We start from the raw sequence: 19,601 nt of genomic DNA on the forward strand, positions 1-19,601 counted from the left end.
CGCGTCCTAACGCTTGCGCCGCGACGCCGGCTCGATCGACCGCGATGCGCGCGCGAGCTCGGCGTCGCTCACATCGCTCAGACTGCGCACCACCTCGTCGCGCTTCGCCCCGCGCTTGATCGGCGTCGATGCGACAGTCCGCGGCAACGACCGGTCCAGCGGCACGAACAACAACCGCGCGCTCCATTCGCCGGTGCGCCGGTCGAACGCCGTGTCGCCCAGCACCGAGAACGCGCGCTCGCCTAACTGCACCCGCCGGCGCACCACCACCACGTCGCTCACGACCCGCGCCCGCCCGCCTGCGCCGCGTGCTTCGCCTCGCAGTCGCGACACCGCAGCACGCCGCGAAAACTGCACACCAGGCAGATGAACGTGCCGCAATCCGCGCACGGATACCCTTCCGATGCACGCTCCTCACGGCCGCACGCACGGCACATCATTCCATCGTGTTCCTGCGGCGTCGGCAATCCTGACGTATCGGCCATGCTGTCGAATGTAAGAGAAGACGTCCTTCGGTGAAGACGCGCACCATGCCGCCTGCGTCCCGTGGACCTACCCCGCCCCGCCCGCCACGCGCGGCTCCGTCGCCATCACCATCTCGCCCAGGTTGAACTGCTTGATCTTGTTGATCAGCGTCGCGCGCGAGATGCCCAGCTCGCGCGACGCTCGCGTCCGGTTGCCGTTGTGCGCGCGCAGCGTGCGCTCGATGTGCGCCCGTTCCACTTCGTCCAACGAACGCGGCACGTGCCGCGACAACCCCGCGCCGCTCGCGCGACGCACTTCCGACGGCAGATGCTCCGCCCCCACCCGGCGCGCGCCGCGCGCGACGATCAATGCGCGCTCGAGCACGTTGCGCAGCTCGCGCAAGTTGCCCGGCCACGGATACCGCAGCAGTACCTCCCACGCGCCATCGGCGATCTCCGACGGCGCCGACCGCACCTGAATCTGCAGCTCGTGCATCAGCCGCTCGATGAGATCCACCACGTCCTCGCGCGCGCGGGCGCGCAGCGGCGGCAGATGCACCGGCATCACGCTCAATCGATAGTACAGCTCCTCGCGCAATCGCCCTGCATTCACTTCTTCGACCAGATCGCGGCACGTCGACGCAATGACCCGCACGTCGGCACTCGTCTCGCGAACGCCGCCGGCGCGGCGGTAGGTGCGCGCTTCGAGCAGCTTCAGTAAGCGCGGCTGCAGCACGGGATCGAGCCCGACGACTTCGTCGAGGAACAACGTCCCGTGCTCGGCGATCTCCACCAGCGCCGCACGACGCCGCCGCGGCCGGTCCTCCACTTCGCTGCCGAACAATTCTTCTTCGAGCGCATCGGACGGCATCCCGACGCAGCTCACATCGAGGAACGGCGCTTCCGCGCGCGGACTCGTCGCGTGGATCATCTCGGCCAGCCGGCCCTTGCCCGTGCCGGTCTCGCCGACCAGCAGCACCGTGGTGCGGTCGGTCGCCGCGAGCAGCTCCACCTGGTGCGCCAGCTCGCGCATCGCCGCCGAAGTGCCTAACAGAGCACTCACGCGTCCGCCGCCGCGGCGTTCCCGCGCCAACTGCGCCAGCTGGCGCAGCCGCGCCTTCTCGAGCGCGCGGTCCACCGCCGCTTCCAGGTGCGCCGGGTCCACCGGCTTCTGCAGGAAATGCTCCGCCCCCGCCTGCATCGCCTGCACGGCTAACGGAACGTCGGCGTGCCCCGTGATCATGATGATCACCGCTTCCTCGCCCGCCAGCCTCGTCAGCACATCGAACCCCGTGCCGTCGGGCAGACGGAGATCGAGCAGCACCAGATCGGGCCTGACGCGCATGAACGTGTCCACGCCGTCCTCGCAACTGCCCGCGCGCACCACGTGATGCGACCGCCGCTCGAAGAAGGCGCCCAGCACCGCCGAGACACCGGGATCGTCATCGATGATGAGTATCGTCGCCATCAGCGTCTCCCCACGCTGCACAACAGATGCGCCACCGTGGGCAGCACGAATGGCTTACTCACGTACGGCCGCTTCGCCGTCTGTAAGAATTCGCGCGCGGCATCGCTCTCCACATCGCCCGTCGCGAACACGACGCGCTCGGCGAGCTCCGGATCGCGCTCGAGGAGCGTCGCGTACACTTCGTCGCCGGACTGATCCGGCATGCGCAGGTCGAGCAGGATGCCGTCATAGCGACGGTCGCGAACCAGCTGCAGTGCTTCGGTTCCCGTCGCCACCGCGTCCACCGTGTGTCCTTCGCGCTCGAGATAGCGCGTCAGCGCACGGCGGATCGACGATTCGTCGTCCACGATGAGCAGCAGCCGCGGCGCCGCCCGCGACAATGCTTCCTCCGCGGTCGCGAGGCCGTCGCCGGTCGGCGGCGTCGTGATCGGCAGCTCGATCGCAAACGTTGCGCCGTGTCCAGGAGTGCTCTTCACCGTGATGTGTCCGCCGTGCTGCCGCACGATGCCATCCGAAATCGACAGGCCTAACCCGGTCCCCTCGCCGATCGCCTTCGTCGTGAAGAACGGATTGAAGATGTGATCCAGCGCATCGTGCGGAATGCCGTCCCCCGTGTCCGTCACGCTCGCCACCACGCGGCTCTCCACGCGGCGCGTCGTCAGCGTGATGCGGCGATTGCCATCCACGCTGCGCAACGCATGCTCGGCATTCGTCAACAGGTTGAGCACCACTTGCTGCAGCTGGAACGAGTCCGCCCACACGAGCGGCAGATCCGGATCGAGCTCCGTCACCACTTCGACCTGCTGCGTGCGCAGCACGTACCGCCGCAGCTCGAGCGTGTCGAGGATCACTCGATTGAGATCCGTGCTCGCCCGCTCGGGATCGCGCTGCCGCGCAAACAGCAGCAGGTTCGACACGATCTTCGCCGCACGCTTCGCTTCCATGTGGATGGTCTCGATCGCATCACGGTCGTCGGGTGCGACGGCAGTCGAGTTCTCGAGCAGCTGTGCGAACGCCATGATGCCGGCCAACGGATTGTTGAGCTCGTGCGCGACGCCGCTCACCAACTGCCCGACGGCCGCCAGCTTCTCCCGCTGCAGCAGCTGCGCCGACAGCAGCTTCTCCTCGGTCACGTCGCGCACCAGGCCGAGCACGCCCGCGATGCGTCCGTCTTCCAAAACCGGCGCCGTGATGATCGAACCCGTGCGCACCGTGCCGTCCACGTCGCGATACCGGAGCTCGGATCGCTGGCGTCGTCCCGCGAGCGTCGCCTGGAAGAGCGCCTCGGCCGACTCGGCCTGTCGCCCTTCGAGAATGGTGCTGAAGCGTACGCCTAACAACTCGGCGCGCGGCCGGCCGCAGGTCCGCTCGAAGCTCCGGTTCACCGACGTGAATCGCCCGTCGACGTCGAGCGTGAAAATCGCGTCCGGCGCCGTTTCTACGAGGTGCTCATAGCGCGCCTCCGACCGCAGCAGCGCTTCCTCGCGCTCGCGATCCGCAGTGATGTCGCGCGCAATCCCGAGCACCCCGATCGCCGTTGTGCCCTGGAAGATCGGCGTGTTCGTCATCGACAGCAGCCGGCGATCGCCATCTTTGCGATAGAGATGACACTCGTAGCGGCGCGCGCGCCCGTCCAACGCATGCTGGAAATGCCGGTCGACGTCCGCGAACTCGTCGGGGTCCAACAGCCATCGCGCGCGCCGCCCGAGCAGCTCTTCGCGCGCGTAGCCCGCGATCTCACACGCGGCCCGATTCACCGACGTGAAGCTGCCGTCGGCATCCATCGTGAAAATCGCGTCCGTCGCGGTCTCGACGAGGTTGCGGTAGCGCGCCTCGGAACGCGCCACCGCGTCGCGCGCGCGACGCTCGTCCGTCACATCGCGCAGCGACGCGACGACGCCCGTCACCTGATTGCCTTCGCGCAGCGGCGACGTGCTCACCGACACGGTGCGGAGCTCGCCCGTGCTCCGCAGCACCACCGTCTCGTATCGCTGCGGCGTTCCGCCCAACGCAGCCGCTTCGAACGCCGACACGGATTCGCGCATCTCCGGCGGCAGCGTGTCCGCGACGCGCATGCCGATGAGCGCGTCGCGCGGGTACCCGAACAACTGATGCGCAGCCGAGTTCGCGAACGCGATCCGCCGCTCGGGATCGGTGATGAGGATCGCATCGCTCGCCGTCTCGATCACGCGGCGAGACTGCTCGCTCAGGTAGCTCCGCTCTCGGAGCAGCTCGCGCACCGCCTCCGCTTTGTCCGGCGGCAGGCCGGCGAGCAGCAGCGACTCGTCTGTGCCCGAAAGCCTCGCTGGCTCGAACCCTTCGGCAACGTTAGTCATACGACGGCCGTCAGCTGAGAGCGACCTGGGACTCCACGACTCCGACGAATGTGAGCCCGGGTTGCGGCGGGGTCAATCACGTCCGCGTGGGAACCAGAAACAGCGCCGCACCTGCATCGATCTCGACGTCGAATGGCGTCGCCCCCACCAACTCGCCATCGGCTTGAACATCTTGCGGCGGATCACACGCCACATGAAAGCTACATCCGGCCCGAAACAGCAATCGGTCCGGCGCATCGAAATGCTTCCGTGCCATGCGCCACAGCACCCCAATGGCCTCTCGAGTGTTGGCTGGTGAGTAGAGACACAGATCGAGCCGGCCGTCGTTCGCGCGAATCCCGGGACCGAGCACGAGCGTGTCACTCAACACGCTCCCGATATTGGCGATCATCACCTCCGCTGCGTCACGCTCCAACGGCTCATTGTCGACGCGTACACGCGCCCGGAACGTCGTGAAGTCCATCGCCTCGCCAAAGGCCGTCACCGCATAGGCGAGCGGTCCGAACCACCGCTTGGCACGCGGCCACGTGCGTGCGAGCATGCGGACGTCCACGCCGACGCTCACCGAAAACGCGAACCAGTGAGGCGACGCTCCATGACCCCGCACACATCCCAGGTCAGTTGCGGTCGGCACGCCGTCGAGAACGACGCGCGCCGCGCCCCTCGCATCCATTGGAATCCCTAACGAACGGGCGACGAGATTCCCCGTTCCTCCGGGCAGAATGCCCACGGGTCGTCCAGAATGCGCCAGCGCCCCCGCCACTTCTTTGAGTGTCCCGTCTCCGCCCAACACAACCACCCGGTCCACACTGTCCGCGCGAGCGCTGGCGATCTCTGCAGCATGACCCGAACGCTCCGTCCAGACTTCTTCGACTGCAATGCCGGCCGATTGCAGCACGCCGCGCGCGATCGACACAATGCGCGCGGCGCGCCGCGCGGCCGGATTCACGATGAGGAGGAACGAGCCTCCGCTCAGAAGCTCCACTCGCGGAAGAGATCGATGCCGTACTGTGGCGGCCGACTGCCGATCGATGTCAGTCCCGGGTGACACAGCAGCGCCGCCGACGATGGCTCGATGCTCGCTTGCAGCGAGTACCCATCCGCGAGACGCTGTTCGACGGTCAGGCCCAACGACTGACCGAACGAGATTCCCGACTGCTGACCCGAGAGCCCGCACAAGCCGGCGTTCACGGTCACGAACGTCTTGTTGCCCAACTGCTTGCCCACGCCGATGCGCGTTCCGGAAAGAAAGCCCGTCGTCGCGCCCGTGGTCGGATCGTTCGTGCTGCCGGTCTGCACCTGCACGTAGTCGATGAATCCGATTTGATCCGCAAGCGCACGCTCGAGCACCGCACCGACGCTCGGCAGCAGCGCCGCGGCGACTTGCTGCAATACGGGATTCGTCGTCTGGTCGGGGTTGGTCGAGAACGATGGTTGGCCGAACACGAGATAGCTCAGGATCTCCGTGTTGGACAATTGGAATCGCGAGTTGCTGGTCAGGTCGAGCTGCGGATTCGTCGGCGTGCCGCTGATGTGCGCGATGAGCTTCACGTCGTCCGCCACCTGCCGGCTCGGCTGACGAACGGTATACGTGGCCCAGATGCTCAGCTCCGGCGGAATGTGCGGATCGCCGTAGAACGTCACCGATCCGCTGTCCACCTGGAACGTGCGCTGCACGACGCCGAGGTCGAGGCGGTAGGTGCCGCGGCTTACGCGCAGCACGCCGCTCTCGTAGCGCTGCGTGCCCGCCTTGGCCAGCGTCATGCTGCCTAACAACTTGATGTTGGCTTCCTCGGAACGGAGCCAGACGTCGTCGCCCACGCGCACGGCAAAGCTCGGGATGCTGAGACGTGTCACCAAACTATCGAGCAGCGGATTGGCCTCGAGCAGACTCCGATTCTGCACGAGGTTGGTGTCGACGATCGTGTACGCTTCCGGGTCGTTCAGATTGACGACCTGTTTGCGATAGATGTCCGAGATGTACAGGTTGCCCTTGTCGACGGTCATGTCGCCCTGCAGCACAGGTTGCTCGAAGGTGCCCGTGAGCTGCATCGCGCCCGTCACCTGCAGTTGCGCAAAGCCGCGCTTGTCGATCGCCTGAAAGCTCCGCGCACTCAGCGTCAACCCGAAGCCGAGCGTTTGCACGTCGCGCCAGTTCGGCACCGCGAAACCGCCGGTGAGGCTCACGCGGCTGCCGCCGATGCCCGGACTCTCCGCCGTGAACGTGTCGACGCGAACGCTGTCGGCGGTGAACGCGACCTTCGCGCGGATGCCGGTCAGCTGCACGCCGATGCGCGGCAGTCCCACCGATCCGGCGTTGACGCGCATCGCGCCTTCCACGGTGGGATGCAGAATCGTGCCGCCGATGTTGAGCAGCGTCGACGCGGTCCCGGCGCCGTTGGCGAAGTCGGGCGAGATGGCGTTGAGCAGCGACAGGTCCACGCTGTCGGCGCGGATCTGCCCGCTCAACGAGTCGTGCAGCAGGCGCTGGTTCACGCGCTCGAGCGCCAGGTCCACCGGCACAGTCGCCGTCGCGGTGAGCACCACCGTGTCCTTGCGGTACAGCTCGAGCTTCGCGCCTAACTTGCGCGATGCGTAGTCGCCGGCCAGGGTCGCGTAGGGCACGTGCACGTCGCCCAGCTGGGCGTCGGTGAACCGGCTCGTCCCGTGCATCACCGGATGCTCGCGCGCGCCGCTCATCGTGAAATCGAACGTCGTCGTGCCGCCTAACGGACGTGTCGTCTGAAGCAGCGTGCCCACGTCGGCCAGCGCCAGGCTGTCCCCCGTCACCTCGGCGTCGATGGCTTCATGCGCCGGGATCGTCCCCCGCACGCGGAGTACGCCGCCCGCCGTGCTCCGCATCACCGCCGTGTCGATCGCCAGGCCGCCGCTGTCCTCGACGATGTGCGCCGGCCGCTCGAGGTGCCAGGCGTGATCCTTGAGCGTGGCGCCGGCCGTGTCGACCGTGAGATGGAGCGCGCTCGAATCGCGCGCGAACGCAACCCGCGCCCCCGCGCGATACGCGCCGCGCTCGGAGTCCGCCACCACCACGAGTCCGATCGATCCCGAAGACCGATCCGCCAGTACCACCGAGCCGAAAATGCTGTCCAGCCGAATGTTCGCGATCATCACGCTGTCCATGGCGCCGGCCATCATCCCCGCCGGCGCGTGCGGCAGGCCGTGAACCGCGTACGAGCCGCTCACGTGATGAATCTCGTTGTCACCGTAGGCGATGCTCTGGCCCGTCACGGTGCCGTGCGTTTCGAGCGTGTCGATGGATCCGGTGAGCACGCCCACCCCGTGCAGCGTACCGCTCAGCACGTCCTCGATCGCCGTGGAATCGGCCGTCGTATCGGGCTGGCCATCGCCGGTGGTCGCGGCCACGGAGATGCCGAGCAGCGGCGCCAGCGCGCCTAACGAATCGACGTCCACGACGTACGACAGCGAGTCCGGCGTCTGCGGCCGCAACCCGATCGCGCCCTTGGCCGTCGCGCGCAGCAGATCGGTCGCGACCGCCATCGAATCCACGCGCATCCGCCCGTCGCCGAACGCGAGCGACGCCGTCGAACGTCGCACATCGATCGAGTCGACGCGCGACGAATCGAGCATCACCGATGCCGTGCCGACGAGGTTCGCCACCGAATCGCCGTGCACGTCGGCCGTCATCGTCCCGGTAATGCGCGCCGGCATGAGCGTGGTGTCCGCGAGCAGCATCGGCACGTCGAGATCGTGCGCCGTGAACGTGGCTTTGGCGCCGTACGTCGGCGGCTCCAGGTTGAACACCCCATCCGCGCCGAATGCGCCGGCCGGCCCGACGAGCTCCGTATGCAACTCGAGGTCCGAGGTCGTGCCGCGCGCCACGAGCGGACCCGAGTACGTGTCGCGGAATTTGAGTCCTGGATACGAGCGCGCGAGCGTCGTGAACGAAAGCGGCGAGGCCATGAGGTCGACGTCGAACGCCGTCGTCGTGCCGTACGTGACGCGCCCGCGTCCCGTCACGTGTGTCGGCGGCGCCGGACCGTCGTGCTGCGTGAGATCCGCGTCGCTGAACCGCACGTCGGTCCACACCGAATCCAGCGTCGCCGTCCCGCTGATCGTGCCGCCTAACTTCGCAAACGACGGAAAGAGATAATGGATGGTGCGCAGATCGAGCGATGCCAGCGTCACGTGCAAGCCGAGAAACGTCGCCTGCGACGGCTTGAGAATGTCCAGCGCGCCGCCGGATGCATCCAGCGTCGTCACCGCGCCGGGAACGTGCGCGTCGTGAAATTCGAGATGCGCGTCGTCCACGTCGAACCGGGTGAGCGGACCGCCGCGCGCGCGCACCGCCCCCGTGAACTGCCCCTGCCAATCCACCGGAAACGGGCCGCCGTTGAATTGGCGCAGGAGATCGAAGTCGAGCGGCGACACGGTGACCGCCAGGTCCTTCACTCCCAACACAGGCCCGCCCACCGCAAACGTCATCGTGCCCTGGAGCCGCGACCGCGTGGTGTGCACGTCCATGTCGCTCAGCACGTAATCCAGCACGTGCAAGTTGAGCTCGTTGTGAATCGTTAGGCGCAAGTGCCCGCCCCCCGTGTGCGGCAGCGTCGGATACACCCACGCCACGTCCGCCAGCGAGACGGAATCGGCCGTCACGTGCACGTCGTATCGCGTTGGTATGTCGCCGCCCCACCACACTTTGGCGGTGGCCGATCCCGTGGACCCGGGCAGGTCGAAGTGGCGCATCGACAGCCACACCGAGTCGCCGCGAATCGTCACCGGCCCCGTCGCATGACGCACACGGAACGGCGGATCATTGATGTCGACGTCGAGCGACGCCACCTGCACGTACCGCCCGCTGCTGTCCGGGTCCGCAAGGCGCACGTTAGGCGCCGACAACTCGAGATGCGTGAACAGGCGCGTTTGCTTGACGCCCTCGCTCGTGCGCCGGATGATGCGCGACGTATCGCGCAGCGCCACGCGGGTCGCGCTGTCGCGCCGCGCGCCGTGCAACGAGTCCGGCGCATCCCACGGCTCGGTGAGGATCACCGTCCCGTCGTGGATCGTCACCGACGACATCGTGATGTAATCGCCGAACCGCAGCTCTTGCGGCCGGGGCACCCGCCGCGCGCCAGGCTTGGGCGGCGGCCCGCCCGGAAAGATGTGCTGGAAGTTCCAGGAGTGATCTGCGTGCCGCCGCAGATTGATCACGGGCCGCTCGAGATACACGGACGACAACCGGATCCGCTTGTCCACCAGATCGCGCAGGTCGTAGTGCAGCTTGACCGGCCCCGACGTCACGAACGACGAATCCTCGGCATCGCGGATGGACAACGAGTCGATCGTGAATCCACTCAGGAGATTCCCGCCTAACCGGCCGATGTACATCGAGCCGTTGCCGTGCAGCGCCGTCGCCAGCGTCTGCTGCACGTAGGTGCGCACCCACGCGCGGCCCATGTCGGTCTGCGTGAGCGCGAGCAGCACGCCGGCGATCACCACCCCGACGAACAGCAGCAAACCCGCGCTCGCGATCGCGACCAGCCGGCGGCGCGTCATGCTAGAACGCCTGACCGATGCTGAAGTTGAACGTCAGCCGGCTGAAGAACGAACCGGTTTGCACCGGACGGAACGTCGACGGGCAGTCCACGCCGGGCACCACCACGCCGCGATCGAATGGATTGTGCGGACTCACGCACCGCAGCGCGTCGCTCGACTGGTCCACGAAATACACCGAGCCCAGCGACGACTGATACGGATTGTACGCCACGTCCACCCGGAACGGCCCGACGAACGAATTGACGCGCACCCCGATCCCTGGCGTTAGGCGCACACCACCCAGGCTCACGTGGTCCGTCGGCCGGTTCCAGACCAGGCCCGCATCCACGAACCCCGCCAGCTGCACGAGGTCGCGCAAGAACGGCGACGGCGTCCGCAGCTCCAGATTGCCCACCAACATCGTGTTGCCGCCCGTCGGCGAGAATTGCAGAATTCTCGCCGAGTCGTTGGCCGTGTACACGTGCCGCCCCGCCAACACCGTGTCCCGCACGCTCGTCGAGTCTACGATGTACACCAGCGGGCCTAACAAGTTCTGGCTGTAGCCGCGCACCGAGTTCGGACCGCCCGCATACAGCCGCTCCTCCGGCGGCACGAAGTCCGTCGCCGCGTTCGTCGAAAAACCGCTGAACACGCCGGCCAGCTCGACCCGCGCCGCCAGCACCGTCTTCCCGCCGAGACTCTTGTAAAACGACGCGTCGCCCTCGGCGCGCGTGAAACGCGACGCCCCCGCCGTGTCCAGACTCGTCGTCCCGCTCCTCAGCACGAGCTGCAACATCGATCCGCGCGATGGATCGAGCACGTTGTTCGTCCGGTCGCGCACGAGCGTCGCGCTCAACACCTGCAAGCTGCTGTTCTGCTGCAACCGATCGATGTCGGCCAGACTGCACCGGTTGAAGATCTGACAGAACACCGCCGGGTCAGCTTTCGTTCGCCCGTACTCCAGCTGATACCCGAGCGTGAGCGGCAGACCCGCCCGCAGATCGCGTGGCTGCAGATCGCGCGTCACTTGCGCGAGCGCACCGATGGGCGTGTATCGCACGTACGTCCGAAACTCGGACGTCCGTTCGCTGAAGACCGTGAGCGATGGAATGTTTCTGGGACCAAACAGCGAGGGCAGCCGCAGCGTCGCGCCGGCGTAATAGTTGACGAGATTGCTGAACGCCGTGTCCTGCCGCACGCTCGACGGACACAGCGCGATGTGCGAGAGCCGGGCGTTGAGCTCCAGCCACTGCGCCCCGCCGAAGAAATTGCGGTCGGTGAGCCGGCCTTGTGTGCGCGCGCAGTCGAGCGACGCCCATCCGATGCCCAGCCGCATCGTCTTCATCAGTCCTTCGGCCACGAACACGCGCACCGTGAGCGACGTGTCGTTAGGCTGCAGGCTGTCCGGCAGCAGCTCGACGTCCACGTGGTTGTACGTCTCCAGCGCGTAAAGATCGCGCTGCGACCGCAGCAGGTCGCGCTGGCGGAAGAGGTCGCCCGTGTTGATCGACAGCAGATCGTGCACGGTCTCCGTGTCGATCGCTGGCTTCTCTCCTTGTTTGTTGGCCTCGGCCTGGATGTCGATCCTCCCGATGTGCGCGATTTTGCCGGGGAGGAACGTCAGATTGACCACCGCCCGGTTGGCGGCTTCGTCCACCTCGATGTCGCGCAGTGGATCGGTCGCGTGCGCGTAGCCGTTGTTCAGCAGCCGCGTGACGGTGGTGTCGATCACCGCCAGCAGCGTGTCGCGATCGTAAATGCCCCCGCGCAGATGGTCGAGTGGCCGGATGAGGCGCTCGCGCAGCCGGGAGGGCACCGAGTCGAGACCGGCCACCGTCAGCGAATCGATGAGCACCGGCGGCCCTTCGACGATCTGAAACATCACCGACACCGCGCTCGTGCCGTTAGGCGAGATGTGCGGCGTCGCCTGCGTGTGGTAGTAGCCGTGCTGGCGGTACAGCAGCCGCAGCCGGAGCCCGTCGCGCGCCACCTCGAGCGTGTCCAGACAATGCTCGGCGCCAATCGGAATGTGCAGCACCCGCCGAAACCAGCTCGACGGCGTCGTGACGATGGCGTTGCTCAGCTGGCTGTCGGAGAAGTGGTCGTTCCCTTCGAACGACAAGCTTCGAATCTGCAGATTCCCGGGACCGGCGCCGCTACACGAGAGGTCTTGCGCAGGCAGTGGTCGCGCGAGCACGACGAGCGCGAGCGCGAGTACGAGCCGCCGCATCAGGCGTGAGACGCCCCGACGACAAAAATCGACTGAACGACAACGGCCCGCCGTGATCGGCGGCCGACGCGCGTTGCTCGCATGTTCGCTCTCGTTGCCTTACGATCCGCTTTCACTACACCGCCTGCACGAGAATCGTGCCCGGCCCGCGCTGCTTCGCCCGCCGCTTCATCTCGGCAGCCAGCGATCCGATGTGGCTCACCGAGATCCACCGGTCCGGATCCACAAAGAGAATCGCCGTCGACAACCGCGCGATTGGAAATTCTCTCGCGCGTCCTTCGCGATCGATGCCCATGAAGTGCCCGCGCCGGAGCGCCTCCTCGCCCACCGCACGACCCGCCACCTCGACGAACCGAACCGCACACTCGCGCGCGACCGCCTCGGCGTGCTGTTCCGTCGTCACGACGATGAAATCGTCGCCACCGATGTGCCCCACGAAATCCTCGTGGCTCCCCACCACGTCCACCGCGTTGCGAATCGCATGACCCATGTCCCGAATCACCACGTCCGCGATCGTGAAGCCGAACGTGTCCGCAAACGGCTTGAAGTTGTCGAGATCGATGTAGCAGATCGCGAATCGTTCGCGCAGCTTCGCCCGCCGCGCTATCTCATCCTCGATCGCTTGACCACCCGGGAGTCCGCTCGTCGGATTGCGATCGCCCTCGCGCCGCACCAACCGCAACAACGCCACGATCCGCGCTCGCAGCTCGCGCGGATCGAACGGCTTCGCCAGGTAGTCATCGGCGCCCGCCTCGAATGCTTCCACTTTGTGTTCGACATCGCCGCGCGCCGTGAGCATCAGCACGGGAATCCGCGCCGTGAACGGATTCAACTTCACTGCGCGGCACACCTCGATCCCCGACATCCCCGGCATCACGAGATCGAGCACCATCAACTCCGGCTCGCGCGCTTGAATCGCGGCCAGCGCCGACGCGCCGTCAGGCGCGAGATGCACGTCGTGCCCCGCCGAAGCGAGGATCTCGCGCACCATGAGGCGCATGTCCTCGTGATCGTCGACGCACAGGACGTAACTCACGATTGACGCTTTACTTGAGGCCCGGTAAGTTCACTCGTTTCACACTCGAAGTCAACGAGGCGCCGTCTGCGCACGATTCGCTTCTCCCTCGCGGTTCTTCTCGCCGTCGCTTCAGTTTCGCTCGTGTGCGCCTGCCGTGGCGCCGGCTCCACTCCGCAACGCAAAACGTTCATCGACTCGCGCGATCGCTACGATCCGCGCTCCCTCGATCCCGCCCTCTCTACCGACGTGCCAACCGGGCGCGCCGTCTCGTACCTGTTCGACGGCCTCACCCAGTTCACCGTCGACGCACACCTCGCTCCCGCCCTCGCCGCACGCTGGGACCTCTCACCCGACGGCCGCACCTACACCTTCCACCTGCGGCCGCACACCACGTTTCACGACGGACGCACTCTCCTGGCACGAGACGTCGTGCACAGCTTCGAGCGCGTCCTCGATCCGCGCACGAAAGGCGGTCGAGGCTGGCCGCTCTACCCGATCTCCGGCGCACGCGCGTTCGCCGCGGGCAGCACGTCCACCATCAGCGGCCTCTCCGCTCCCGACGACAGCACCATCCGCATCACACTCGACACGGCCCTCGCGATCTTCCCAAAGTTACTCGCGATGCCCGTCGCGTCCATCGTACCGGACAGCGACACGGCGAATTTCGCGGAGCATCCCGTCGGCACAGGACCGTGGCGCTTCGTCCAGTGGAAGCACGACGACTACGTCCTGCTCGCGAAGAATCCGTCGTACTGGGGCGGCGCCCCTCGCATCGACTCGCTCGAGATCCGCATCGTGCCGGAACCCAGCACGGCGGTGGCGGAGTTCCAGGCCGGCAACGTCGACCTCCTCTACGTCCCCGAGGCGGAGACCGAACGCTGGGAGCATACGGACGAGAAGAGCGCGTTTCTCGTGTCGGCGCCCGCGCTGCGCCTCTGGTACGTCGCCATCAATTGCACCCGCGGTCCGCTCAAGGATCCTCGCGTTAGGCAAGCGCTCAACTATGCCGTCGATGTGCGCACCATGCTGCAGCGCCTCGTCGGCGGACGCGGCACCCTCGCCGCCGGCGTCATCCCGCCGTCGCTCGACGGCGCCGACACCGCGAGACGACCCTATGGATACGACCCCGCAAAAGCCCGCGCCCTGCTCGCCGCCGCGGGCTACGCGAAGGGATTCGCCGTCCAACTGTGGGTTGGGCAGGACGAGACGTTTCAGCGAATCGCGCAATCCATCCAGGCGTATCTGGCCGCCGTCGGCGTCCGGGTCGCGCTCGTCCAACGCGACAATTCCGCGGCCCGCGAAGCGTCGCGCCACGGCGACGCCGACCTCTTCATCAAAGATTGGTACGCCGACTACCCGGACGCCGAGGACTTTCTCGACCCGCTGCTCGTCGGCGCGAACAAGGGCGTCGGCGGCAACGTGTCGTTCTACGAGAATCCAACCGTCGACCAACTCGTCTCGCGCGCCCGCACCACGGCCGACAATGCCAAGCGCGCCGCGCTCTATCAGCGCGCGGACTCCGTTGCCTTCGGCGACGCGCCGATGATCTATCTCTTCTTTTACAACGAGCTGTACGCGGTGCAACCGTGGATCCGCGGATTCAAGGCGCCCGCCATCTTCAACGGCCAACGGTTTCTCGATGTCTCGATCGTCGGCCCCGGCGAAATCGCGAGCCCAACCCGCGACAGCGTCGCGCGCGACACCACCGCGCCGCATCGCTGACGTTCGCGTGACACGAGCGGCGCACTGACCGTGGGCACCTTCCTGCTGCGCCGCCTGCTGCTCGCGATTCCGACGCTGGCCGGCGTCCTCGTGGTCGTGTTCGCGCTGCTCTACATTGCGCCCGGCGATCCGGTGATGGAAATGGTCGGCGAGCGCGCTGATTCCGCCACCATTGCCCAACTGCGCCGCCAGCTCCACCTCGACGAGCCGCGCCCCAAACAATTCGCCGCCTACGCGACCGGCGTGCTTCGCGGCGACCTCGGCACGTCGTTCATCACGGGACGTCCGATCGCCCGCGACATCGCCGAACGCTTCCCCAAGACCTTGGAGCTGGCGTGCGCGGCAATGCTTCTCGCCGTCGTGTTAGGCATCTCCGTGGGCGTCCTCACCGCCGCCTACCCCGGCGGCTGGCTCGATCGCCTCACGCTCGCCTTCACCTATCTTGGGATTTCTTTCCCCGTCTACTGGGTGGGGCTGATCCTCATCCTCGTGTTCGCGATGATCCTCCGCTGGCTCCCGCCGTCCGGCACCGGCGGGCTCGCGTTCCTCGTCCTCCCGGCCTTTGCGTTAGGCACGCGCTCGATCGCCTTCCAGGCCCGCATGACGCGCTCGTCGATGCTCGAAGTCCTCGGCAGCGACTACATCCGCACCGCCCGCGCAAAAGGCCTTCCGCGCCTCGCCGTGCTCGGCCGACACGCGCTGCGCAATGCGCTCATCCCCGTCGTCACGGTGATCGGCCTCGACTTCGGTTCCTACCTCACCGGCAGCATCCTCACCGAAACCGTCTTCAGCTGGCCCGGACTCGGCCGCTACGTGGTCAACGCGATCGGCAAACGCGATCTGCCCGCCATTCAAGGAAGCATCCTGTTCCTCAGCGTCGTGTTCGTCATTGTGAACATCATCGCCGACGGCGCGTACGCCGCCGTGGATCCCCGCGTGGAATTCGGCCGGTGACGGACGTACCCTTCGACACCAAGCGCCACAACGGTAAGCCCTGCGCGTGTTGCGCGATCGTCGATCGATGGCGGGACGGCAGGCCCCTTACGGCGGGGTCGTCGCGCCACGCCTCTTGAAAGCTCCGAACCGTTTGTTCAACGGTTTGCTCGACCGCGGCCGTCGGGAGCCCGACCTTGGCGGCGAGCCTCCTAAACGAATCCATCGTCACGGAATGCATCTGCGACTGCCCGCTCAGTGCCAACGCGAGATCTGCGTTAGGCAGGAATGCTATCGTGCCAACGAGATCGTACGCCGGCGCCAAGCGTGCGGCGGTGCGCTCCGCGTAGCGCACCGACCAGTTCTTGAGATGCATGTCGGCGTTTCCGGTCAAGACGGTGAACACGAGCCGGCGCACGAACTCCAGACTGTCGTCGAGGCCTGACTCGGCCCATATGACCCGCGCGATGTCCTCGCTGCTCGCCGTTCCGTACTTTCGCTCGGGATAGACATTGAACACCTGCGCGAAATCCTCGATGTGCACGCGAGCGCCGTCCGGAGCGCGATCAAAACGCTTGACCCCCAGCGCGTGACCATCCAGCGGCCCAAGATCGCGTGGAAGACCATCGATCGCGCTGAGCGGTAGCAGCTTGTTCTCCGGAACACTGATACCCACCGCTCTCGCAAGTCCAAGCATCGCGTGCTCGTGCTCGGGTACCGATTGAAAGCGCGTCGATGGAAGCTTGACGATCCAGTCGCCGCCCGCGCCCGAGACGGGAATCGTCAGACCTCCGCCTGTCTTGGCAAGTGCCGAGAATTTGAGTTGCACACCCGCCAGTGAAAACCGAAGAGGAGTCTGGGCCGCGCCGTTAGGCGACTGCGACGGCCCGTCTGATGAGTCGACAGTCCACCTGTCGGATGTCGCGCGAAGGTCGATCGCTCCCGGCAGATCCCGGCCGAGCAGACCGATGAGGGGAAACTCGCGAATGGGTTTCACCCCGCCACGAGCCGCCAGATACTGCCGAAGGTGCCCTTCTGGCAGGAGATTCGAAAAGAATGGGGGTAGCCGAACACGAGTGCGGGCCGGTGTGCGCAAAGCGCCCGACGCCGTCTTGAGACTCAGACTCAGTGTCGCCCGGCCCACATCGTTCTCGTAGTCGAGATCGAACGCCGTTACGATCTGCTCACCTGGCAGCTGTGCGAGCACGCCAATGGGCGCGCCGTAGAGCAACATGCGCAAGGACGAGATCTGCGGGGCATCGCCCCTCACGACACCTCGTCCTCCCGCTCTGGCGCATACAGCGGCACCTCGTCCTGCGGCTCCGCGCTGCCACTTTTCGGCGGCCGCAGTAAAATGTCGATCGCGGGAACCATTTGCCTGGGCACAAGACGCAGCTCCAGGCCTAACGCGTGAGCGATTTCGAGCACGGTGCTGAGGCTCGGATCAGCGATCCCGCGCTCGATGCGGGAGAGTGCGGCCTGCGTTGCACCCGCCATCCTCGCCACGCGTTGCTGAGAGAGTCGACTTGCTTTGCGCTTCGCGGCGAGGCCGGCCGTCAACGCCCGGAAGTCGATACTTCCGCGGATCGGCATGGGATATAGTGTATGCTATATGTGTAGCTGACATCCATAAAGCATAATATATAGCATTGCCGGGCGGCGCCAGCCGAATGATATTGTTGTAGGTATAGGTGACGTATCTATATATCTTCAACAATATCACCAGTGCTCCCCACGCACTTCAGTCATCGCTCTGACCGAAGATTCCCATGTTCGACGAATGCCCTGGAGCGACCTTCTTGTCCGGATAGATCCAGTGCACTGCCTGATTCACCGCAATCGCCGCCTCGCTGAATCCCGTCGCGATGAGTTTGAGCTTGCCTGGGTAGGTCGTCACGTCCCCCGCCGCCCACACCCCCGTGCGGCCCGTCTCCATCGTGCTGTTCACGACGATCTCGTCGCTCTCCACGCGCAAACCCCACTGCGCCAGCGGACCGATGTCGCTCACGAAGCCAAGCATCGGGAGAATCACGTCGACCTCGAGATCGAACTGCGATTTCGCCTTCACGTCCTTGAGCGTCACCGCGCGCACGCCACCGCCATTGCCCCGCACTTCATGCAGCTCGTGAAACGTCAGCACTCGCGCCCGACCCGCCGCCGCCGCTGCGGTAACGTCCGCCACTGTCGCGCCGTGCGCCCGAAATCGATCGCTGCGGTGGACGAGCGTCAGCTCCGCCGCCCGATCCAACAACTGCTGCGCCCAGTCGAACGCCGAGTCGCCGCCGCCCACGATTAGCACCCGTTGGCCACGAAACCGCTCGGGGTCCGACACACGATCGTAGATCCCCCGCCCATACCACTCCTGCGCCGACGCCTGCGGCAGCCGCCGCGGCGAGAATGCGCCGATCCCAGCCGCGACCACGATCGCCCGAGAGGGGAAGCGGTCCGTCTCGGTGACCAGCGTGAAGCACCCACCGTCCTCTTCCAGTGAGACCACCCGCTGATTCAGGTGGATCGAAGGCGAAAACCGGCTGGCCTGCTGTACCAGGTCGCGCACGAGATCCTTGGCGAGAATCTGCGGAATGCCCGCGACGTCGAAGATGTATTTCTCCGGATACAGCGCGAGCAGTTGGCCGCCCAGCTCCGGTAAGGCGTCCACGATGCGCGCCGTCGCCTTGCGCATGCCGGTATAAAAGGACGCGAAGAGGCCCGTCGGCCCCCCGCCGATGATCGTGATGTCTCGAATGTCGTGCGCCATGGAGTCGGATGACTGATGATCACGGCGCGGCACCGCCGTGGCTTGCGAGTCTGTAATAATGCACTCTGACGAGCACATACTGGAATACGCCGGCTCCTTCCGCCTCGTACGCAAGATCGCGCAGGGCGGCATGGCTACCGTCTACGAGGCCGAGCATTTAGGCCCCGCCGGCTTTGCCAAGCGCATCGCACTCAAGGTCATCCATCCGCACTACGCCAAGGAAAAAACCTGGCTCCAGCTGTTCATCGACGAGGCGAAGCTCTCGGCGAACCTCGTCCACGGCAACATCGTCCAGATCTACCAGCTCGGCGAAGTCGAAGGGCAGTACTACATCTCGATGGAATACATCAAGGGTCCGACGCTGCGCAACATGATCGAGCGCCACCGCGAGCTCGACCGACTCATCCCCGTGCACGTCGCTGCCTACGTCACGAGCCGCGTCTGCCGCGCGCTCGACTTCGCCCACACGTTCGCCGGACCGGACGGCCGCCGCCTCGACATCGTGCACCGCGATGTCTCGCCTAACAACATCATGTCCACCTGGGATGGCCACATCAAACTGGCTGACTTCGGCATCGCGAAAGCCAAGACGTCCGCGGATCCGATGGACGAATCGCCGATGCTCATGATGGGCAAGAAGCACTACATGAGCCCCGAGCAGATCCTCGGACTCGATGTCGACGGCCGAAGCGATGTCTTTGCGATCGGCGTCGTGCTCTACGAGCTGCTCACGCTCGAGCCGCTGTTCTACGAAGATGCCACGGACTTGTTGATCGACGAAGTGACGTGGCGTCCGCTGCCCAACATTCGCGAGAAAGTGCCCGCCGTTCCGAAAGCCATCGAAGAAGCATTGATGGCAGCACTCGATCGCGACCCGGCGCACCGACCGACTGCGGCTACGTTCGGCAAAGCGCTCGACCGCTGGTGCGAGGCGCAGTCGGTCGTCGCCACGCCCGATCGGTTGCAAGAACATCTCGCCGCGCTGTTTCCCACCACGTATCAGCCGAGCGCCGCCGGCGGCGAAATCACGCGCTTCTCCAATTTCAAGCGCGGCTTGCGCCGCAACGGCGAGCACCAGCGCGGCTGGTTCGGCCGACTGCTCCACGGCATGCGCGTCTGAGTCGCGCGCTCACCAACGCGCCCCGCGAGCGTTAG

The 19,601-nt window shown here is 66.1% G+C and carries 13 protein-coding genes; 3 read left to right on the forward strand and 10 right to left on the reverse strand.

Features of this window, described 5'->3' with window-relative positions:
• Positions 1-6: 6 nt before the first annotated feature.
• The 7 genes from VFW04_05190 to VFW04_05220 form a co-directional block, all read right to left on the reverse strand.
• The gene (locus VFW04_05190) at positions 7-333 is read right to left on the reverse strand and encodes a hypothetical protein (protein HEX5178699.1); all 327 of its coding nucleotides are present in this window, start codon (positions 331-333) and stop codon (positions 7-9) included.
• 219 nt (positions 334-552) lie between these two features.
• On the reverse strand, positions 553-1,932 hold the full coding sequence (locus VFW04_05195) for a sigma-54 dependent transcriptional regulator (protein HEX5178700.1): 1,380 nt from the start codon (positions 1,930-1,932) through the stop codon (positions 553-555).
• Positions 1,932-4,268, reverse strand: coding sequence for a PAS domain S-box protein (locus VFW04_05200; GenBank protein ID HEX5178701.1), 2,337 nt, complete (start codon positions 4,266-4,268; stop codon positions 1,932-1,934). The genes VFW04_05195 and VFW04_05200 overlap by 1 nt, the downstream gene beginning before the upstream one ends.
• A 76-nt stretch (positions 4,269-4,344) precedes the next feature.
• The gene (locus tag VFW04_05205) at positions 4,345-5,253 is read right to left on the reverse strand and encodes a diacylglycerol kinase family protein (GenBank protein ID HEX5178702.1); all 909 of its coding nucleotides are present in this window, start codon (positions 5,251-5,253) and stop codon (positions 4,345-4,347) included.
• Entirely contained in the window at positions 5,241-9,806 is a 4,566-nt protein-coding gene (locus tag VFW04_05210; GenBank protein ID HEX5178703.1) for a translocation/assembly module TamB domain-containing protein, read from the reverse strand. Before VFW04_05210 ends, VFW04_05205 begins: the two co-directional genes overlap by 13 nt.
• A 1-nt stretch (position 9,807) precedes the next feature.
• Positions 9,808-12,015, reverse strand: a complete 2,208-nt coding sequence (locus VFW04_05215; protein ID HEX5178704.1) for a BamA/TamA family outer membrane protein — start codon at positions 12,013-12,015, stop codon at positions 9,808-9,810.
• 115 nt (positions 12,016-12,130) lie between these two features.
• The gene (locus VFW04_05220; protein ID HEX5178705.1) at positions 12,131-13,051 is read right to left on the reverse strand and encodes a response regulator; all 921 of its coding nucleotides are present in this window, start codon (positions 13,049-13,051) and stop codon (positions 12,131-12,133) included.
• Between the two features lie 123 nt (positions 13,052-13,174).
• Between VFW04_05220 and VFW04_05225 the strand changes: the two genes are divergently transcribed.
• Together VFW04_05225 and VFW04_05230 are read left to right on the forward strand one after the other, a co-directional pair.
• Positions 13,175-14,755 (forward strand): ABC transporter substrate-binding protein, encoded by a 1,581-nt coding sequence (locus tag VFW04_05225; protein ID HEX5178706.1) that lies wholly within the window; start codon positions 13,175-13,177, stop codon positions 14,753-14,755.
• 30 nt (positions 14,756-14,785) lie between these two features.
• Positions 14,786-15,709, forward strand: a complete 924-nt coding sequence (locus VFW04_05230; GenBank protein HEX5178707.1) for an ABC transporter permease — start codon at positions 14,786-14,788, stop codon at positions 15,707-15,709.
• On the opposite strand, the gene VFW04_05235 is transcribed toward VFW04_05230, so the two are convergent.
• The 3 genes from VFW04_05235 to VFW04_05245 all read right to left on the reverse strand — a co-directional run bounded on the left by VFW04_05235 (position 15,654) and on the right by VFW04_05245 (position 18,479).
• Complete coding sequence (locus VFW04_05235) at positions 15,654-16,958, reverse strand: type II toxin-antitoxin system HipA family toxin (GenBank protein HEX5178708.1); 1,305 nt, start codon at positions 16,956-16,958, stop codon at positions 15,654-15,656. The genes VFW04_05230 and VFW04_05235 overlap by 56 nt on opposite strands.
• Entirely contained in the window at positions 16,955-17,248 is a 294-nt protein-coding gene (locus VFW04_05240) for a helix-turn-helix transcriptional regulator (protein HEX5178709.1), read from the reverse strand. The genes VFW04_05235 and VFW04_05240 overlap by 4 nt, the downstream gene beginning before the upstream one ends.
• Before the next feature lie 181 nt (positions 17,249-17,429).
• Positions 17,430-18,479 carry an NAD(P)/FAD-dependent oxidoreductase gene (locus VFW04_05245; protein ID HEX5178710.1) on the reverse strand — a complete coding sequence of 350 codons (1,050 nt, stop codon included), beginning with the start codon at positions 18,477-18,479 and terminating at the stop codon, positions 17,430-17,432.
• Between the two features lie 25 nt (positions 18,480-18,504).
• On the opposite strand from VFW04_05245, the gene VFW04_05250 reads away from it, so the two are divergent.
• Positions 18,505-19,566, forward strand: a complete 1,062-nt coding sequence (locus tag VFW04_05250) for a serine/threonine-protein kinase (GenBank protein HEX5178711.1) — start codon at positions 18,505-18,507, stop codon at positions 19,564-19,566.
• The last annotated feature ends 35 nt before the right edge of the window (positions 19,567-19,601 follow it).

The organism is Gemmatimonadaceae bacterium (assembly GCA_036273715.1).
Lineage (GTDB): Bacteria > Gemmatimonadota > Gemmatimonadetes > Gemmatimonadales > Gemmatimonadaceae > JADGGM01.